Below are 19370 nucleotides of genomic sequence, written 5' to 3'. Positions count from 1 at the left end.
ACTTAGATGGCAGATTATGCGATAGGTGATTTACAAGGGTGTTTTAGTGAATTTAACACCCTTTTACAACGGGTTGATTTTAACCCAAGTAAAGATCACCTATATTTAGTTGGCGACATAGTTGCTCGCGGGCCAGACTCCCTAGCCTGCTTAGACTATATTTACCAACATCAAAATAGCATGACCATTACTTTAGGCAATCACGACCTTCACATGGTTGCCTGCTACTTTCTTAACAAACCCACTAATCCAAAAGATAAATTAAACTCAATATTTGAAAGCCCTAAATTGGCTAACTACATCGCTTTTTTACAAACCCAGCCATTGGCATTAGAGCTTATAAAACATAACTGCTTTATATCTCACGCGGGGTTAAACCCTGATTGGTCTGTTGAAGATGCGCTAAAACAAGCCCAATTTGCACAAAGCTGTTATCAATCAAGTAACGCAAAAGCGTTTTTTGAACACATGTACCAGGCTCACCCCGCTAGGTGGTCTAACACCCTTGATGACTTTGCAAAGTTTAGATACATAGTTAATTACTTTACCCGCATGCGTTTTTTAACAAGTGATAACACACTCGAGCTTAATGCAAAGGGTGCAATAACCGACAGCGAAACTCTCACTCCTTGGTTTAACCACCCCAATATAGCTAAATCTAAACACGATATTATTTTTGGCCACTGGGCCGCACTTGAAGGTAGAACAGGTAATTCACGGGTTCACGCCCTAGATACAGGCTGCGTATGGGGTAACACCATGACCCTAATGGAGCTGAGTACTAAAAAAGTAATTGTAGAAAATTCCCACCTTTCGTCTAAATAAACTGAAAAAAAACAATACATCTGTTAGATTTATCAATTAATAGTTAAAATTAATTAAAGTAATTGATTTTAATTACTTAACTTATTGGTACAAACGCCGATAAGTCTTAATTGAAGTACTTTTTGAGTGGAAATCTTATGAACCTGACAGTAAGCCAGCGTATTTGGGGTGGTTTTATATTTATCACACTATTATTATTAATAATTGGTGGTAATTCCTTAATAAAAATTGCAAATATTGACCGTTCCACTCAAAAAGTGAACCAACTATCACTCCCAGCATTAAATAAAAGCTCTGAGCTACAAGCCGAATTTATTTTAATGAGTAAAGCCGCACAAGCGAGCTTTTACACAACATCAGCCAATGAGCTTGCGCCAATAAAAGCACAAGTTCTTGAGCAAAAACAGCAATTCAACACGCTGCACCGTGAGCTTCAAGATGTAGTAAAAAACGATGCTGCACTTAATCAAAGCAGCCAAAACGTAGAAAAAACCTATTTAAGCTTTTTAAGCACCGTTGAAAATTTATTAGCAGATAAAGGCAAACAACTAGCATTAAATAAAGCATTAAAAGCACAATTAGAAAACATAGAGCTAAGTGCAGAAGATGCTAACTCTGTTGTACTCGACATTATCGACATTGACGGATTTGAACAAAACCACCCTCGCGCTTATCAAGCTGCAAATAATTTAGAAAACAACTTTATGTCGGTAGTTAGTAACAGCACCGACATGCTAACTGTTAAAACGCTTAACACTCTCGATATTGTTAAAAACGAGCAAACGTATTACCTTGAAGAAGTAGTACGCACCGTTGATTTAATTAAGCCAGCAATAGAGCAAACGCATAGCGACTTATATTCAAGCCTAAAAGAGTATGTTGATATTTTAGAAAATAACATAAAGGGCAGTAACAGCTTAGCAGCAAACAAAAAACGTTTAATTGATTCGATTACGCTTACGCAATCAGAGCTTGCACAGTCAGAGCAAGCCACCAAAATGGCACTTAACCAAATTGACGAGTTAGTTAATCAAGCGAGTGACGTTGCGTTTAAATTGCAACAAGGTGTGCGCAGTGACGTTGACTCAGCTAATTTATGGACGTGGGTTGGCATGGTTATAGCCACTCTTTTAGCAATTGTGATTGCCATTATTACTGTTAGCCGCATTACTAAACCACTTGCCGAAGTTAATCGCATTTTAGATATTGTTGCCAGTGGCGACATGACACAACGTTTAGACGACAGTGCTCAAGACGAGTTTGGCGAACTATCTAAAAGTTGTAATACACTAATTGACAGCCTACGCAGCCTAATTAAAGGTATTATTTCGCGCTCTACTCAGCTTGCAGCAGCATCAGAGCAAACATCGGCCATTACCTCAGAATCAAGCCAAGCAATTCGTAACCAGCAAGCACAAGTTGAACAAGCAGCTACTGCAACAACCGAAATGAGCAGTACATCGCAAACAGTTAGTAACAGCGCTCAACAAGCGCTTAGCGAAATTAAAAATGCTGATAAAGAAGCTGAACGCGTTAAAGGTATTTCGAATAACAATAAAGCAACGATTGAACAGCTAGCACGTGAAGTAGACGACGCCTCACAAGTCATTAATAAACTGCATCAAGATAGCGCATCAATAGGCAGCATTTTAGATGTAATACGCGGAATAGCGGATCAAACTAACCTACTTGCACTAAATGCCGCAATTGAAGCTGCGCGAGCTGGTGAATATGGCAGAGGCTTTGCTGTTGTAGCTGACGAAGTACGCTCTCTAGCGAGTAAAACTCAAGAGTCGACCCAAGAGATACAATCAATGATTGAGTCTCTACAAACAGGCGCAGAAGCTGCAGTAACGGCAATGAGCAAAGGTAAACAACGTGCGGTATCGTGTGTTGAGCAAACCGACCTAGCAAGTAGCGCACTTGATTCGATTACATTTGCAGTTTCGCAAGCCCACGACGTAAGTGAAGAAATTTCGACTGCCGCACTTGAGCAACAACAAGTAGCACAAGAAATTAGCGAACGCCTTGAGTCGATTGTAGCCATCGCAGAGCAAACAGCCGAAGGCGCAAATCAAACTAATATCTCAAGTTCAGAAGTAGCAAAACTTGCTGAAGAACTTCGCTTGTCGGTAGACGAATTTAAAGTTTAAGTTTACTAAAACGATTAAAAAACCCCGATGGTACTATGTACCATCGGGGTTTTTGTTTATTAGAGCTTTAAAGCGAGATGTAAAACTTTACCTACAACATACACACACCCTGTAAGTGCGCATTTAGTTCGCGCTCATCTAATTTAACTTTACCAAAGCGAGGTATAAAACCTCACCTACAACATATGTTGTGATTCAATAAAACCGGACACTAATTTAGGTGGTATTATTACCACTCAAACAGAGGTGTTCTATGACAAAACAACGTCGCTCTTTTTCTCAAGAGTTTAAATTTGATTCAGCAAAATTAGTCCTTGATGATGGATACTCATTTCCAGAAGCTGCTCGTTCACTAGAAGTCGGTGAAACAGCCCTTCGACGTTGGGTTATGCAATTACAAGAAGAGCGTGGTGGCACAACACCAAACTCCAAAGCGCTTACCCCTGAGCAGCAGAGAATTAAGGAACTTGAAGCTAAAGTGAATCGACTTGAAAGAGAAAAAACAATTCTAAAAAAGGCTACAGCTCTCTTAATGTCAGACGAGATGAACAATATTCGTTGATAGACCAATTAAGTGAGCATGAGTCTGTGGAAATGCTCTGTAGCGTCTTCGATGTTCCACGTTCGAGCTTTTATGATTTTAAAAAGCGTGTAACATCGATAAAGCTTGAAGAGGTGCAACTTAGATCAACGATTAATGAGTTATTTTTACTCAGTCGTGAGTCAGCAGGTAGCCGCACGTTAGTAGCGATGCTGAATGACGTTGACTTACCGACAGGTGTGTTTAAGGTGCGCCGTATCATGCGCGACATGGAATTGGTATGTAAACAACCTGGACCTCATTCGTATAAGTTGGCGACTGTGGAGCGGCCAGACATTCCAAACGTACTTAATCGTGAGTTTGACGTTGATAGCCCAAACCAAGTTTGGTGTGGGGATATTACCTATATTTGGACGGGTAATAAGTGGTCTTATCTGGCTGTTATTATCGACTTGTTTGCTCGTCGCGTAGTTGGCTGGGCATTGTCAGATAAGCCTGATACTGAATTGGTTATTAAAGCATTAGACAGAGCCTACGAGCAACGAGGCAAGCCATCTGAATTAATGTTTCACTCAGATCAAGGAAGCCAATACGGCGCAAAGAGGTTTCAGCAGAGGCTATGGCGTTACCGGATAAAACAAAGTATGAGCCGCCGAGGTAATTGTTGGGATAATGCGCCGATGGAGCGCCTATTTAGAAGTTTAAAAACAGAATGGGTTCCCTCATTAGGTTATAGTAATTACCAAGAAGCTGAAAAAGATATTAGCAATTATTTGATGAATTATTATAACTGGCGCAGGCCACATAGCCATAATCAAATGGTTGCCCCTGCTGTAGCTGAAGAAAAACTTAATTCACTGTCCGGAATTAGTTGACCACAACAATACACACCCTGTAGGTGCGAATTTACTTCGCTCTCATCTAACCTAACTTTACCAAAGCGAGGTATAAAACCTCACCTACAACATGCCCCCTGTAGGTGCAAATTTACTTCGCGATCATCTAACCTAACGTTACCAAAGCGAGGTATAAAACCTCACCTACAACATGCACACACCCTGTAGGTGCGAATTTACTTCGCGCTCATCTAACCTAACTTTACTTCGCCCTCTCTTAATTTGAAACCTCTGCTACCTTTAATGAAAAGTATTGAAAGACTGTAAAAATGTATCGTTCTGATTTATTGCGAAAAGGAAGAGTATCATTAACAAATCGATTTTACTCAATCACACTAATGGCACACAAAAGAGAAAACATATTTATTTCTATGGATATTAATCGTTTAATAATCACAGAAATGAAAAAGATAGAAACGCAAGAAGCAGCTATAACAATAGCATTTGTAATTATGCCAAATCATATACATTGGCTAATTCAATTAGGAACTAAAAAAGCGCTGTCCGATGTAATTAAGTTATTTAAAGGGCGTTGCTCTAAAGTAACTCGTAACGATTTGGGTATGTATAAATTATGGCAACGTAACTACTATGATCACATGATTAGAAATGAAAATGATTTACTGAACAATGCTAGATATATTATTGCTAACCCTTTGCGGGCTAAAATTGTCGATAAAATTGCTTCATACCCTTATTGGGATTGTATTTATATAAAATAAAAAGCGAGATAATAAAACCTCACCTACAACTTATATACACCAATTACTAACTACTAATATATCGCTTTTTTCTTCCTTACTTAAGTATGTACTGCTGATGGAATAATTATGCTAAAAAATATCACTGTAAATCGGGATGGCAATCGGAGAAAATTCTACATTTGGCTTCTATTATTTTTTGTGGGGATTACCGATGAAGCTATGGCATAGGTAAATATTAAAATACTTCCTTACAAACCGAGATATCGTGGGTATTAGTAATATTATTAACCGTCATGCAAAGAAAAAATGTTTTTAGTTCATTGTATGCACTATAAATTTTTATTTGATATGCATGGCAGGAATGTATACTATTCTCGGCTAGTCAGTTGTAGTACTTATCAAATTGGACGATGAGTTGACATGAAAGTAAAACGTATTCATTTCCCATTATCCCTATCCAATATGTACCCACTGTTTTGAAAAGTATTAAACGCTAGAGCGTTATCAAATTTAAAGACACAACTAGCGCACTCTCACATTTGTTAACAGGCAGATTGTCATGCTTCGCCGTGCACGCCAATACAGATAGGATCAAGTAAGTTTGGCTCTGTGCTATTTGAGTTTCATCTAAAACTAAATGCGAAAAATATCGTTTTAAGATGATGGCTATAGGTAAGAGCAAAGCAAACCACTTAAGAGTCCAAGTGACTTCACCTTAGCGCAACCGTTGATTGAAGACACCCGTTTATGAGCGCCTGTTCATAACCAAAATAAAGCTAATAAAATTCTATTGCGAACTTAAATATTAAAGGGACTGAAATATATTATGATGAAGTGTGATGTTATCTACAGAGGGATCAGTAATAAAAATAATATCGCTAACCTTGCTGGCGTAATTAAGCGTTGTTTCCCAAGCGCATCTAAAGCAGATGTCATCGGCTATTTAAAGCAAGATAATCTCGTGCTTTTTACCGATTTGGACGAAGAAAAAGCCAATAAAATCGAACAGGCTATCATTAAGTTTGGTGGAAAAGTTGAGCTTCAATTTAAACATAATAATGAAGATCTTTTTAATCTTGAAGACATCGAAGAAGTCGATGACTTGGCCGCAGAAGAAGAAATTGAAACTGTTGCCGTCGTTGAAGACATTTCGACAATAGAAGCGGATGCAGCCCAAGAACCTGCCAATGAAAATGACACAATAAAAGTAGACACCTTTCTAATAGCAAAACCGTGGAAACGTGTCGCGGCCGTGTGCATTGACCAACTAATAACGATAGTTTTTACGTTTATTATTACGTATTTGATACTGACCTTTTTTCCAGCCACACTTGAAAGCTTAAAGTACCTTGGATTTGTGTTAAGTCTTGTTTATTTCACGCTGATGACCGGCAATTTATCAGGCGGAAAAACAATTGGCGCAAGGTTATTAAAAATAAAAGTTATAGATGAAAGCTCGGCCCCATTAAACTTACTTAACGCCTTCATAAGATCCATTGTATTCTTAGTAGGCTTCGCCTTTTTCTTTATATCAGCGATAAGTATTTTCTTCAACCCTAAGCGTCGAGGATTCCATGATTTAATGTCGGGGGCTTATGTTGTTGAAGAGGAATCAAGTAGCTTTATTAGCTCTAATGCTTTTACTGTAAAAGCACAAAAAATGGCATTTGAGCAACTCAAAAGAGCGCAAACAATTGGTATGGTAAAACTACAAGAATCTGTAGTACAAATAAATTCATCAATACCTTATCTAGAGAATGCGGGCTACATTATTGAAGATCTTGAGATGGAAGTCGGTGTATCACCAAAGGTTAATGTCATTATTAAAATGAACAGTGAAACGACGCTATCAATGGAAGAGCTTGAAGAGAAAGTTAAAGATAAACCGATCGTGGCAATGTTAGTTCGCGCAATCAAAATGAGTGCTGATTTACAAAGAAAAGTTAACATCAGAAGTATGAAAAGTGTAGGTATGGAAATCAGCCTCGCCGTAACACCATCTGTAAAACTATTATTTACGAGGTAGTATGATGGCGTGTACTTATAAGCTCGTTTTTAAAGGGGATATTGCCCCGGATAAAAACCGAGGGAAAGCAGTAAATGAGTTTGCTTCGCTCTTTAATATTTCAATCGCTAAAGCTGAGCAATATTTTAATGGCAGAAGCTATGTATTAAAGAAGGGTCTAAGTCACGAAAAAGCCCAGTACATGTCTGAGATGATGCTAGAAGCTGGCATTATCTGCTATGTAATGGGTAATGAGAATGCAAGTAATCGTTTTTCATCAAAAGGAGATGTAATAGCTAAAAAAACGTTGTTCCAAAACCGAGCGACATTAAGTCAGCATGTCACCTCCTTTGCGGGCACTACAGATCTGGCGGACTTCAACATCAAGCTACTTTTTTCAGATGTGTTTAAGAAAAGAAATGATGAAGAGCTTGAAGAGTATTATTCGGTTGGAACGATGACAACAACACCTGATATCAATGAAATAACATCCGAATTCCCAAGACCTTGGTTATTTATTCGGCTTTTTGGATTGATGCTACTAACCTATTTTGGCTTTATTTACTCATTTGAATATTGGGAAAATATCAAACTATTGCCCGGCTTAATTTTTGTGGGCACGTTTGCAATGCCTTTGAGTGTACTCGTTTTCTTTTTCGAGACAAACGTGCCAAGAAATGTATCATTAATAAAAGTATTTAAACTCGTTCTACAAGGCGGGATACTGTCGCTCATTTTTTCATTGCTCATGTTTCAATTAACTTCTGACTTAAACTGGCTAGGCCCACCTGTTGCAGGTTTAGCTGAAGAGCCTGGTAAATTAATCGCACTTCTATTAATAGCAAATGCAGTCAGATACCCATATATTTTAAACGGTTTATTGTTTGGGGCTGCTGTTGGCTGTGGTTTTGGTTCATTTGAAAGTGCTGGGTATGCATTTGAAATTCTTTTGAGTCAGAACTATACCTCAATGATAGATAACATTAATTTACGAGGTGTCTTGTCTCCCTTTGGGCATATAATTTGGACCGGTATGATAGGTGCTGCATTATGGAAAGTTAAGCAAGGCAGACCCTTTATGATAAGTATGCTATTTGAATATACTTTTGTACGGGTTTTTCTAATAGCAACACTTTCACATATGCTATGGAATAGTGGAGACTGGCTTTTGCCTTGGATCATTAAAGCCTCTTTTATTTCAGTCGTTGGTTGGATAGTTATATTTTCTTACATTAATGAAGGCGTATTAGAGCTAAAGTCATTAAAAAATAACGCGACTTCCGAAGAGAGTGTGTGATAAGAATGCTGATCAATAACAGACCAAAATTGAAGTAAACATACGCAGAGTTTATACGAGGCAATAAGACAGCGCAGTCTAACTTACATTTATTAAGTACAATCTTATGTATTTAGCGGTGAGTCTGTAACTGCCATTTTAATAAAGTAGGAAATAAAAACATGACCAAGTAATGTGATTCAAGTTTTTTGAAATAGCCCTATGGAAATAATTAGGGCTATTGTCATAGGGCTTTAAAAGTAAAACTGCTTTTCTTAAAAATAGATATAAATATTCAGTGTTTAGAATTTACTTCGTTACTCAAGAATTTCAATTTCCACTGCGGTCTCGCTAAAACCACCAATGGTTTGTGACCCTGCGATTCGCATATCAAGTTCAAGCGTTTGATTACCTGCAGTAAAATTAGACAGGGCAAACTCTATTGATACTGTTCCAGCCGACAATGGAACAAAATCATAAAGTTGGGTATCTGGGGTTATATCTACATTAAAGTTAGTGTCTTTTACTTTTAGGTTGAAGTTTAAATTAGACAAAATTTCCACACTCGAAGTACTGCTATCTACAAGAGAGAATGAGTTTACGATAAATTCAAGCTCTGCATTATACTTAACACTCAGTGGCTTTCTATCGACCCAATTATAAGTGAAGTCATTAATATAATAAGTGAATAAATTATGTTCACCTAGCTCATGCGCTTCTTCTTGAGCTGCGACCTCTTCTGCAGTTACTCCTACAGGGTAGAGCATCATGGTATTTGTTGCTAAGCCACCACGACTTATCGAAAACTGTCGACTTGTTTCAAGTTCAGCAAAGCTCGTACTGACTGCTATGTGCTCATAGTAATCACCTACTGCAAGCGATTGTTCAAACTTATTTTCATAGTTTAGAAATCTGTTTCATTTCAGTATTAATATAAAAAAGAGAAATGACTGCTCGCTTCTTTAATAACTATCTATGTTTAAAATACAGAAAATAAATGTAAGCGCCCATAATAAATGGACGCTATATAAAATTATATACTAGTCACTACCAAATAAATCACGTGTATAAACCTTATCAGCAATATCGCTAAGCTCTTCAACCATACGGTTAGATACAACAACGTCAGACATTTGCTTAAACTCATTTAGGTCTTTAATTACACGTGAGTGATAAAACTCATTTTCTTCAAGTACAGGCTCGTAAACTACAACCTCAATACCTTTCGCTTTAATGCGTTTCATAATACCTTGGATGGCAGAGGCTCTAAAGTTATCAGACCCTGTTTTCATCACTAAACGATATACACCAACCACTTTAGGGCTGCGTTTAATTATTGAGTCCGCAATAAAGTCTTTACGTGTGGTATTAGCATCAACAATAGCACCAATAATATTGTTTGGTACATTTGCATAATTTGCACGTAATTGCTTAGTATCTTTTGGTAAGCAGTAACCGCCATATCCAAACGATGGATTATTGTAATGGCTACCTATGCGAGGGTCTAAGCTAACACCTTGTATAATTTGTTTACTATTTAAACCGTGAGATTCTGCATAGCTATCAAGCTCATTAAAATAAGCGACGCGCATCGCTAAATAAGTATTTGAGAAAAGCTTAATCGCTTCAGCTTCTGTTGAGTCGGTAAACAGTACTTCAATATCTTGTTTTGTAGCGCCTTGCTTAAGTAAGTTAGCAAACACAGTTGCGCGCTCACTTTGCTCACCAACAACTATACGTGATGGGTATAGGTTATCGTGTAGTGCTTTACCTTCACGTAAAAATTCTGGCGAAAATATTAAGTTATTAATACCAAGTTTTTCTTTAATACTATGTGTAAAGCCAACAGGTATAGTTGATTTAATCACCATAACTGCATTTGGGTTATGCGCTATCGCATCTTTAATTACCGCCTCTACTGAACTTGTATTAAAGTAATTGTTTTCTACATCGTAATCAGTGGGTGTAGCTATAATGACAAAATCAGCATTTTTATAAGCTGCTACTTTGTCAGTAGTTGCGGTGAAATTTAAGTCGCTACGTGTTAAAAACTCACTAATTTCGGTATCAACTATTGGTGAATTTTTATCATTTAAAAGTGCGATTTTGTGTTCGTCTATATCTAATGCAACCACTTCATTGTGTTGTGCTAGCAACATAGCGTTAGAAAGGCCTACATAGCCCGTACCAACTACAGCAATTTTCATATTAATCCTTTAAGATTAGTTAACAATTAATAAAATGATTCTACCAGAGTTATAAATTAGGCTCTAGCTAAAAGACTTTAGCTAAAATGTAGTATCGAATGTATTACTAAATATTTTTTGCAAAATAATATAAGTAAGAGAAGGATGAACATATTGAAATATACACCAATCAATAGCCTCTAACTTACTGCGCTCATATAATTTAATTTTATAAAAAGCGAGATATAAAACCTCACCTACAACTTATTTACACCAATTACTAACCACTAATATATCGCTTTTTTCTTCCTTACTGAGGCGTTTATTGCTAACCTCGCGTTAACGTTTTTACTTAAACAAATTTTTGCTAACGGAATAATTATGCTCAAAAAAATATCACTGTTTATCGGGATGGCAATCAGTGCAAATGCTGTTGCTAAAGGTGGCGTATCACCTTATTTACCTTTAAATCAAGCCCCAGAACTTGAGCACCAAGTACAACGACTTTTAGCCGTAAGTAAAAACACACATATTATGAGCAAGCCTTATAAAGCGCACGATATTTACAGAGTGCTGCAAACAGTAAGGCATACTTACCCAGAACTATATCAAACACTTTCATACCAACTTAGTCCTTATATTCAAAGCGATGCAGGTACATTTGCAAAAGTCACACTTGCTGCAGGCACTAAAGATAAGACGCTACCTAATCAACGAGGCCAAACGACTAAAACCAACTTAATTATTGAAGGTGGCGCCTATGCTAACTTTGGGCGTTACTTTGGTGTAAGTGTTGCAGGCATTGCCAACGAAGATGAAATATTACCTACACAAAGCTTTTTTTACCTTGGTAATAAGTACGCGCAATTAGATGTAGGTTATCGAGAACATTGGTACTCACCATTTAACGACAGTGCCATGCTATTAAGCACACACGCTAAAACAACGCCTTCTATAACACTGAGCAATGTAGAGCCGATCACCAGCTTTAATATTCGCTATGATATGTTTATTAGTAAAATGACAGAGCAGCGTGGGATTTTAAAAGAAGGTCGACAAACAGGAGTTGATAGGGTTTATGAACCAGGTAAGCCCTATTTATTTGGTTTACACACGAGTTTTGCTGCAACTGATAATCTAACAATAGGCTTAAGTCGTTTAATGCAGTACGGAGGCGGCCCTAGAACAGTTACGTTAAAAGACTTTGCAGAGGGTTTTTTTACTCCAGGGGCTAAAGACAATATAACAGTAGATGATGCAAACGAGCTAGGTGATGATTATGAATTAGGTGACCAGCTTGGCTCCATAACATTCGCTTACAATAACAGTATTTATGCACTTCCCTATGAGTTATATGGCGAGATTGCGCTCGAAGACACATTGGGCGGCTCACGTAATAATGCCTACAGTTTTGGACTCTACTTACCTTTTATTGCTAATAACCATAGCCTACGTTTTGAACACAGTAACTGGCAGATTGGTTGGTATGGCAATCATTTATACTTAGACGGAAATCGTAACTCAGGCAATGTAATTGGCCACTGGGCGGGTGATGAGCACGACTACACCGACTACACCCCGGCTAAATCGATGAGCGTAAACTGGCATTGGCAATTAAGTAAAATAGAAAGCCTAAATACCACCATTCGTATGCTTGAAAATAGAAACGAAGGCTATAAAACGAGTTACGAATTGCAAACAGCGTACACACGCAAGTTGAGTAACCCAATAATGGGCGCAAAAAGTTGGGGAGCTGAGTTGTACCAAGGTAAGGATGTGTACGGGGAAACGTTTGCTAGGTTAGGTGTATTTGCTAATTTTTAACCGCCTATAAAGCGCAGGGTGCGAGGTATAAAACACCACTTACGGTATATTCACCCTGTAGGTGCGAATTTACTTCGCGCTAATGTAATTTAACTTTATAAAAAGCGGGGTATAAAGCCCCGCCTAAAGTTTAATCACTGCCAGATACCTTGACTCAGGGTGAAAACCACATGCCATGGAGTATTTAGAGCCCGTCATTTATGTCCACACCGTGGAGTATTATATGTTTTGCTACTTTAGACTTGATAACAAGAATACTGAGAAAAAGTGATTTCTAAGGTCACTATATAAGCAAGCTTGCACTTTTAACCAAGAGTTCCCGCTATTAGAAGAATACACTCCCCTCCCCGACAGCCCTTATACAGCAAGACTTTACGCCCTATTTAGCTTTTTTCATGAGACATAAAAATGTCTGAATTTGGCTCTTTGAGACACTTTCACCTCGCAAAAGTCTGAGATAAAAATGTGTAAAAATACACATTTCATCTGCCTGAATACTAAAAAGAGTATACCTGAAAAGGTATCTATAGTTGCTGAGTAAGGGCATGTTAGGCCGGGTTAAAAGCTCGAACTGTGAGTGATTTTGTGGCATTTCGTTAAATACATAAGACCACTTTTTAATTCAATATTAGGCCTCCCCCTATTCATCGGCGAAATCAGTTAAAACCGCCCCTTAAAAGATAATTTAATTTTATTCTTGCTAAAAATGAGAAAGAGCAACTAAATTATTAGTACTGCAGCGTTAAGCTGTACATATCGTAAATAGTGCTACATCACTGTTGTGAGAGGCGTCGATTGTTATGGATAAAAGAACTGAAGCTTATCAATTCTACGAAAAGTATAAAGCTAAACCGATATCAAGTTGGAAAGGCGCGACTAAAAAGCAAAGGTTTAAATGCGAAGCTATGCTTGATGGTATTGAGTGCGGCTGTATTTTCGAAAATTCGTACTCTCATATGACAGTTATTTTCAATCGATGGAGAAAAAAATTAGTAGGCCATGATTTATATGGAGTGATGTGCCCAACTCACCGTAAAGCCTTTGCTAAAAGCAGAACAAAGCATACCTATTATGAAAACATGAGTCGTTTTGGTCTTTTAAAATTAGCGCTAAAAAACAAAGGTAAAGGAAAGGTTTGCAAGCACGCTAACGACAATGTTCATTACCTAGAAATGTTACGAAGAAAAAATGAGGACGGTTTAACACTTATAGATCTCATTAATGAACACCTTGGTGCACGGCGATTGCGTCCAGAATTACAGCAGTATACTTTAGATGATTGGCGCGCATACCTTAAAAAGAAGAATTTTTTCAACAAATCAGAATGGAAAAGGTTGGACCCGTACACTCAGATGCTTTGCTATAAACAAGGCTACATGCCTCAGTTAACAAAAGAGTTTTTTTCAACACGTCTCATTTTTGAATCGCATACACATGCTGTAATTCAATGTGAAAGCTATGCTGAACTTGTCTTCGCGAAGGTGCTTGATGAATTACGGCTGGATTATAAAGTTCACCCAGAATGGCCATTTTGGTTCAAAAATGAATCCTATAAGAGCAAAGCTGATTTTACCATTATGCTTAATGGTAAAGTTGTTATGGTTGAACTATGGATGTTACGAAAAGATCTTTTATCCGTTGCTGAGTTGTCAGATAAGTTTGTTCAAAAGTACCTTCGTAGAAGAGCTAAAAAAGAATTAAAGATTAAGGCGTGCGCTGAGTCCGCATATGATATTTTTATAAATGTTGAAGCTAGAATACTCAGAAATGATGGTTTAGAAGCTTATTTAATAGAAATTAAGAAGATATTAAAATCATTAAACATTAAAAATATTGAATGTATCTCCCCTAGTTTATTTACTGATGTTGAAAAGTTACTCTTTAAATTAAAGATATTAGACGTTGAAGAGTTGATAAGTTATGCCAAATTAAATAACTATCGTTATTTTACGCAATTTGACAATCATCTAGCCAAAGCGATACGAAAAAAACCTCAACTCCAAACCAAGCTAGAAAAGGCATTGGCTATTGAATTTAAACGAGTCCCGAACTCTCGGTTTTTTGAAACCCCTCCTCTTGATAATATTATTGAATACGTTAGTGCAAGAAAAGAACTTCATAATAAAGAAGCTTATACGGCAGCTCATACTAATGGGTTGTTGCCTGATGGTTTTATGGCAAGCCCTATCAATAGTTACCCTGAACTTAAATGCTGGAAACAACTATGGGGCGAACCACTACTAGTAAGTTACTTTGAAGCAAAACAGATAGTCAACAATTTAGATGTAAAGGGGAAAACAGATTTCACACGCAGACGCGCTAAGGTTAAAAAAAGTTTAAACAAAAACGATCCTGATTTTGAATTATTAAAAGTACGTGCTAATCCTGGTAATCATATATCTGGAGGGTATGGCGAATTTACAACATGGGATGACTTTACCGGCGATACAGATGCAATTAAGCAAAAGAGCAGAAAAATAGAGCTTAAGCAATATGCCGAAATAATTCAAGGAGGCGATTTGATAGCAATAACCAATAAGCTTAATACGCTTGTTTTTTTATCCCCTACTGAATTACGAAAAATATTAGGTAAAAAAGCGAGTGATGCTTTAGCCCATTTGAAAAATACCGCATTCATCGAATTAATTTTATTTGGTAAAACAAATAATCACATTAAGGATCTGAATATACTTGTGAATTATATCCCTGAAAACGCTTATGTAACTGAAAATGAGTGGCGAAAACAAAGAGAAATAAATATTGCATATCGTCTGTTCCCATCAAAACTAGGGAGGCATGTGATCTCAGGTGAAGAGGTCTCATGGAGTAAAGTTAAAAGTATACTGAAAAAAAAGTCAGATAATAGAACACCTATAGGTGAGTGGTTTTTATCAAATTTAAAATTACTTGAGGAGTTAACTAATACAGAACCTGTCACATATTTTGTGTAATTGCTTAGTTTAAATAACATCTTTCAAACGGTATTTGAATCCAGCTAAAAACTATTAGCGACCGTTTTACATTAAATTCGCGCCAGCTTTGCCTTAAATGCCCGCTCGAAGAGCAAGTGATCTAGCTTGCGATTAAAAACTCTCGTTTTGCACACAAAAAAATAGACAAGATACATGAAGTTTTTACGAAAACTAAAACTTTCCAAAATTATCGTTTAATATGATAGTTAAAATAGGCTCGTCAGGAGATAATTTATGAACGCAATACAAATAGCCACTTTATTAGTTTTAGCTATGTCTGTAGTGACTCTCGCCACTGGTTTATACGCCCTTAAAAATAGAAACAGATAGTGTTCTTTTATCTAATTAGCAATGTTTTCCAGCTTTGATAGCGTATAAGTCGACATACGCATTTCGTGTCCCAAAAATCGTATGCGATTTAGGATATTATTCATTACCTTGCTATATTCTTTTACTCAGGGTTTTACGAGTTAGCTATGAACGCTAAAGGTAATTGTTGTCAATCATAGTGAGCTACTAATGAATAAGGTACAGCACATAAGTACAAAGCATGACTTTATCAATACCGTTACGCTTGGAGAATTAAATACACACTCAAGTCCTATGGCTGAAATTGCGATAGTTAAAGTAGGCTTAACAACAGCCGGTTTACGTACTTTTTCTACTTCAATACAATGGGAATTGAGTACTTTAGCAAAAGCGCTGGGCACAACTGAGCGTACTTTGTTACGTAACAGAGATAAGCCCTTAAATAAACAGATCAGTGAGAATGCGATTGAAGTGGCACGATTATCAAACTTTGGGATTGCATATTTCAGCAGTATCGATAATTGGAATATATGGTTAGACACACCCAATGTTCAATTTGATAATCAACCTGCGAGAGCCATAATGAACAGTATCCGTGGCCGTGAATTAATACACAGAGTTATTAGCGGGCTACAGCATGGATTTACAGCGTAATAGTCGTTTATCGGATAGGCCCTAAGCAATATAACAATCCCTGTAATTGTCTTTCAGTATTAAACCCGTTGCCTAACTGATTATAACGTCTCTACACAACAATCGGGTATGCTTGAAAAGGCCTCAATTTGTCATTTTTAAGCCGCATATTTTCATATCTAAAGCTATCTTCTCAACTGTTTTTAATCACGTAACTGCTTTATGTGAGGCATAAAAAATAGCACTGCTCAAAAAAGCTGGACTTGATTGGGCTACAGCGAAAATTTTTGAAGATTCGCTAGTCATTCATCTTGCGAAAAATGTGGAACATGGGGAAGTAGCTGGTCTATTTGGTTACTCATCGAGGCAAGTAGTAACAGATAACTACAACGGTAACTTGCTGCAATTATCGGACGCTATCAATAGCGTGTATTCAAAAATTAAAGTGACAGGACATTAGGAATGTTGAAAAAGTTTAAGTTCATAAACAATCAATCAAAAAAAGAGTTTCTAGCGTTGCCCGATAAAATTCAAAAGCGCTTTGCAAGTGATTTAAACGCTATCTGTCAAAATAAAGAGCCATTTAGCAAGTTCAAGCACTTAAAGGACAGTGTAGGTATTGGCGCGGTTGAACTAATAGAAAACGGCAGACCAGCATATAAAACGATTTATGTTGCTAAATTTGCTGACAATGTTTTTATTTTGCACTCACTTACCAAAACTACTATCGGGGTAGATAGGCAGGCAATGGACACTGCGAAGAAACGATACAAATTAATGGAAAAAGAAGTTAAGTGACACATATCACTACTTGAATATATATCAACACTAATATATAGTGATTATAATTTGAACAATAAGGTTGTTAAGATGACTCTTGAATACTCAAATATCTTTGATGCAATCACAGAAGATAAAGCAGAAGCCTCTGAACTACAGACGCGCTCAGATCTGATGATTGTTATTCGTGACATTATCAATGCTAAAAATTGGTCACAAGCCGATGCAGGAGTTCAATTAGGGCTAACTCAACCTCGTGTAAGCGATTTGGTAAATGGCCGAATTGATAAATTCAGCATTGATAAGTTAATGACTTGTTTATATAGAATTGGTTTTCGTTTCAAACCATCCTTTACAGATGATCAGTTAACAATGGCTGTTGAAGCCGTTAAAACACACTAATTGGAATAATTAATCAGGGAATACACATGGAATTGACATCGCGGATTCAAATCTAAAGTGCATAACGTTTAGATGGGTAGTGTTTAGAAATTAAGAGCTTTCTTTTTTAAACTGTATACCATTCAGTGAAGCGGAAATTGCAACATCGATACCTCCGCCACATGCAGTGAGAAGTAAAGTAAAATGAAAACCCATACATAATTAACATTCCGTTTCATATTATTTCTTATTTTTTACTTATTTAATCTTACTGTTTTTAATGTCACATTGAACGTAACACTCAGTATGTTCCTACTGTGTTATTTAAATTTCTGCGCCACAAACACAAAAAGACACAGGTGTTAAGATTTGGTTAATTTAGATTTCCATGTCCATAGCTTTATGTGTTTTTATTTAGAAATGAATACTTTAGATACTATTAGCCAGCCAAAACCTACGATATAAGATTAGAAATAAATCACATATTGGCTTTTAACATATTAAACGCTAATCTACACCACTAAGATTGAGCTATGCTGAGGGCGTTACAGACCTTCCCCCTGCATTAACATCAATCACTTCATTGTTAAATAGGATGTAACATGACAGAATTTGATGAAAACTTCGAAAGCGCTCGACTAGCTATGCTAGTCCAACAACATGCTGATATTATTGGAATTAACGGGCTTGTAGCCTTTGATGCAGAGAATACTGAAGACCGCCTAAGTAGCACTTCATGGGTATTCAGTGATGAAGTACTTAAGAAAATCGACCAAACTAGCTTTAAGCTGCATTTGATTGAATTACTGGATAATTTTATTCAGTATAGAGCGCTCTATGAAAAACTACCTAGAAAAGCAGGTACTAAAAAAAGTAGCTATAGAGTGGCTACCTGATGATTCAACTCATCTTTCTAACCCTAGTTCTTCCAGCTCATATTCAGCAACATTAATTAATAAGTATGAAAAAATACTCAACACATTAAATATAGCAGCATTTGATCTGAACGAAGATAAATATTCAGGTGTATTCTTACCCGTTCCGTTTGCCGAATACTGGCACGCGCCCTTAAAAGTAATGTTAATTGGCAGAGAAACTGCTGGTTGGAACAAAAATACAGCCCACCCAAAGAACACAATACAACGAGTAGCTAGTTTTTCAAAAGACGGTAACATATCTGCGCTTGTAAGTGAGGCTGTTGAGCGTTACAAAAAACATCTACCTCTAAATAGAAACGGAAGCGTCAATACAAAAAGTAGAAGTCGCTTTAAACAATATTTTTTTAAGTTAGCTAAAGATCTTAATATCCAACCTAAAGCCATTGTTTACTCAAACTTATTTGCTTGGGATTACGACACAAAAAGCCCAAAAACACGTCCTAAGATTGAACTCAACGAAATAGCCTCTCTTTCTAAACAACTTCTTTCAGCTCAGATTGAGTACTTACAACCGGATGTAATAGTTTTTGCAGCTGGCTTAACTGGGATAGATCCAATTATAAGGGAACTGTTTGAAGAAAACTTTGGCGGCTATGATAATCTGGATATTATACCAAGGAAATATTGGAGATTTACCGCCGCAAATGCCACATGCTTCAGAATTGCTCATCCTCGCGCAACATCAGGCCACAGTAAGTTTCGTGACAAAGTCATTCAGCACATCAAAGAAATGTAAATTTTAAACTTATGAGCTTTACAGGGAAATAGAAGGTAAGAGTAAAAATCGTTTTCCCTGCTCAGCTGTACTAGCTCAGCAGTAGAATCTTTTACCCCCCCCCCTCACCTGTAACCCCTTTATAAAGACTTTTTACGACTTTACTTTTGTGATGGAGCACAAGAATGCCTAAACTTGATAATTTGAAACGATCTGTCGTAACTAAGATCAG

At 37.0% G+C, this 19370-nt stretch carries 15 protein-coding genes; 13 read left to right on the top strand and 2 right to left on the bottom strand.

Features of this window, described 5'->3' with window-relative positions; all coding sequences use genetic code 11:
* Positions 1 to 6: 6 nt before the first annotated feature.
* From H5088_RS05290 to H5088_RS05265, 6 genes are all read left to right on the top strand, one after another.
* Positions 7 to 825, top strand: a complete 819-nt coding sequence (locus H5088_RS05290) for a symmetrical bis(5'-nucleosyl)-tetraphosphatase (protein ID WP_182752386.1) — start codon at positions 7 to 9, stop codon at positions 823 to 825.
* A 137-nt stretch (positions 826 to 962) separates the two neighbouring features.
* The gene (locus H5088_RS05285) at positions 963 to 2978 is read left to right on the top strand and encodes a methyl-accepting chemotaxis protein (protein ID WP_182736712.1); all 2016 of its coding nucleotides are present in this window, start codon (positions 963 to 965) and stop codon (positions 2976 to 2978) included.
* A gap of 253 nt (positions 2979 to 3231) precedes the next feature.
* A protein-coding gene (locus H5088_RS05280; protein WP_182752385.1) for an IS3 family transposase occupies positions 3232 to 4394 on the top strand; the annotation gives its coding sequence in 2 pieces (ribosomal slippage) (positions 3232 to 3487 and positions 3487 to 4394; 1164 coding nt in all).
* Positions 4395 to 4684: 290 nt separating this feature from the next.
* Positions 4685 to 5137, top strand: coding sequence for an REP-associated tyrosine transposase (locus H5088_RS05275; protein WP_182752384.1), 453 nt, complete (start codon positions 4685 to 4687; stop codon positions 5135 to 5137).
* A gap of 808 nt (positions 5138 to 5945) precedes the next feature.
* A complete protein-coding gene (locus H5088_RS05270; RefSeq protein WP_182752383.1) occupies positions 5946 to 7145 on the top strand; it encodes an RDD family protein in 1200 nt (399 codons plus the stop codon).
* A 1-nt stretch (position 7146) separates the two neighbouring features.
* The gene (locus H5088_RS05265; RefSeq protein ID WP_182752382.1) at positions 7147 to 8421 is read left to right on the top strand and encodes a PrsW family intramembrane metalloprotease; all 1275 of its coding nucleotides are present in this window, start codon (positions 7147 to 7149) and stop codon (positions 8419 to 8421) included.
* A 296-nt stretch (positions 8422 to 8717) separates the two neighbouring features.
* Here H5088_RS05265 and H5088_RS05260 read toward each other — a convergent pair whose 3' ends face one another.
* A complete protein-coding gene (locus H5088_RS05260; RefSeq protein ID WP_182752381.1) occupies positions 8718 to 9170 on the bottom strand; it encodes a hypothetical protein in 453 nt (150 codons plus the stop codon).
* Positions 9171 to 9440: 270 nt separating this feature from the next.
* Positions 9441 to 10607 (bottom strand): nucleotide sugar dehydrogenase, encoded by a 1167-nt coding sequence (locus tag H5088_RS05255; RefSeq protein WP_182752380.1) that lies wholly within the window; start codon positions 10605 to 10607, stop codon positions 9441 to 9443.
* A gap of 360 nt (positions 10608 to 10967) precedes the next feature.
* Between H5088_RS05255 and H5088_RS05250 the strand changes: the two genes are divergently transcribed.
* The 7 genes from H5088_RS05250 (at position 10968) to H5088_RS05220 (ending at position 19159) form a co-directional block, all read left to right on the top strand.
* Complete coding sequence (locus tag H5088_RS05250) at positions 10968 to 12410, top strand: capsule assembly Wzi family protein (protein ID WP_182752379.1); 1443 nt, start codon at positions 10968 to 10970, stop codon at positions 12408 to 12410.
* 800 nt (positions 12411 to 13210) lie between these two features.
* Positions 13211 to 15361 carry a hypothetical protein gene (locus H5088_RS05245; protein ID WP_182752378.1) on the top strand — a complete coding sequence of 717 codons (2151 nt, stop codon included), beginning with the start codon at positions 13211 to 13213 and terminating at the stop codon, positions 15359 to 15361.
* A gap of 540 nt (positions 15362 to 15901) precedes the next feature.
* A complete protein-coding gene (locus H5088_RS05240; RefSeq protein ID WP_182752377.1) occupies positions 15902 to 16345 on the top strand; it encodes an antitoxin Xre/MbcA/ParS toxin-binding domain-containing protein in 444 nt (147 codons plus the stop codon).
* Between the two features lie 441 nt (positions 16346 to 16786).
* Positions 16787 to 17122: a type II toxin-antitoxin system RelE/ParE family toxin gene (locus H5088_RS05235; protein WP_166421681.1), complete on the top strand. Its 336-nt coding sequence runs from the start codon at positions 16787 to 16789 to the stop codon at positions 17120 to 17122.
* A gap of 72 nt (positions 17123 to 17194) precedes the next feature.
* Positions 17195 to 17506, top strand: coding sequence for a helix-turn-helix domain-containing protein (locus tag H5088_RS05230; RefSeq protein ID WP_166421682.1), 312 nt, complete (start codon positions 17195 to 17197; stop codon positions 17504 to 17506).
* Between the two features lie 581 nt (positions 17507 to 18087).
* Positions 18088 to 18381, top strand: coding sequence for a hypothetical protein (locus H5088_RS05225; RefSeq protein WP_220488829.1), 294 nt, complete (start codon positions 18088 to 18090; stop codon positions 18379 to 18381).
* A complete protein-coding gene (locus H5088_RS05220; protein ID WP_220488828.1) occupies positions 18323 to 19159 on the top strand; it encodes a hypothetical protein in 837 nt (278 codons plus the stop codon). The genes H5088_RS05225 and H5088_RS05220 overlap by 59 nt, the downstream gene beginning before the upstream one ends.
* The last annotated feature ends 211 nt before the right edge of the window (positions 19160 to 19370 follow it).

Source organism: Pseudoalteromonas sp. SR43-3, assembly GCF_014163875.1.
GTDB classification, from domain to species: Bacteria; Pseudomonadota; Gammaproteobacteria; order Enterobacterales; family Alteromonadaceae; genus Pseudoalteromonas; species Pseudoalteromonas distincta.
The sequence above is the reverse complement of the archived record's forward strand: the minus strand, read 5'-3'. Positions and strand labels throughout refer to the sequence as shown.

What these genes read in the sequence shown, in the direction of transcription:
- H5088_RS05290 (WP_182752386.1), top strand. Translation starts at nt 7, where the DNA reads ATGGCAGATTATGCGATAGGTGATTTACAAGGGTGTTTTAGTGAATTT.
- H5088_RS05285 (WP_182736712.1), top strand. Translation starts at nt 963, where the DNA reads ATGAACCTGACAGTAAGCCAGCGTATTTGGGGTGGTTTTATATTTATC.
- H5088_RS05275 (WP_182752384.1), top strand. Translation starts at nt 4,685, where the DNA reads ATGTATCGTTCTGATTTATTGCGAAAAGGAAGAGTATCATTAACAAAT.
- H5088_RS05270 (WP_182752383.1), top strand. Translation starts at nt 5,946, where the DNA reads ATGATGAAGTGTGATGTTATCTACAGAGGGATCAGTAATAAAAATAAT.
- H5088_RS05265 (WP_182752382.1), top strand. Translation starts at nt 7,147, where the DNA reads ATGATGGCGTGTACTTATAAGCTCGTTTTTAAAGGGGATATTGCCCCG.
- H5088_RS05260 (WP_182752381.1), bottom strand. Translation starts at nt 9,170, where the DNA reads ATGATGCTCTACCCTGTAGGAGTAACTGCAGAAGAGGTCGCAGCTCAA.
- H5088_RS05255 (WP_182752380.1), bottom strand. Translation starts at nt 10,607, where the DNA reads ATGAAAATTGCTGTAGTTGGTACGGGCTATGTAGGCCTTTCTAACGCT.
- H5088_RS05250 (WP_182752379.1), top strand. Translation starts at nt 10,968, where the DNA reads ATGCTCAAAAAAATATCACTGTTTATCGGGATGGCAATCAGTGCAAAT.
- H5088_RS05245 (WP_182752378.1), top strand. Translation starts at nt 13,211, where the DNA reads ATGGATAAAAGAACTGAAGCTTATCAATTCTACGAAAAGTATAAAGCT.
- H5088_RS05240 (WP_182752377.1), top strand. Translation starts at nt 15,902, where the DNA reads ATGAATAAGGTACAGCACATAAGTACAAAGCATGACTTTATCAATACC.
- H5088_RS05235 (WP_166421681.1), top strand. Translation starts at nt 16,787, where the DNA reads ATGTTGAAAAAGTTTAAGTTCATAAACAATCAATCAAAAAAAGAGTTT.
- H5088_RS05230 (WP_166421682.1), top strand. Translation starts at nt 17,195, where the DNA reads ATGACTCTTGAATACTCAAATATCTTTGATGCAATCACAGAAGATAAA.
- H5088_RS05225 (WP_220488829.1), top strand. Translation starts at nt 18,088, where the DNA reads ATGACAGAATTTGATGAAAACTTCGAAAGCGCTCGACTAGCTATGCTA.
- H5088_RS05220 (WP_220488828.1), top strand. Translation starts at nt 18,323, where the DNA reads ATGAAAAACTACCTAGAAAAGCAGGTACTAAAAAAAGTAGCTATAGAG.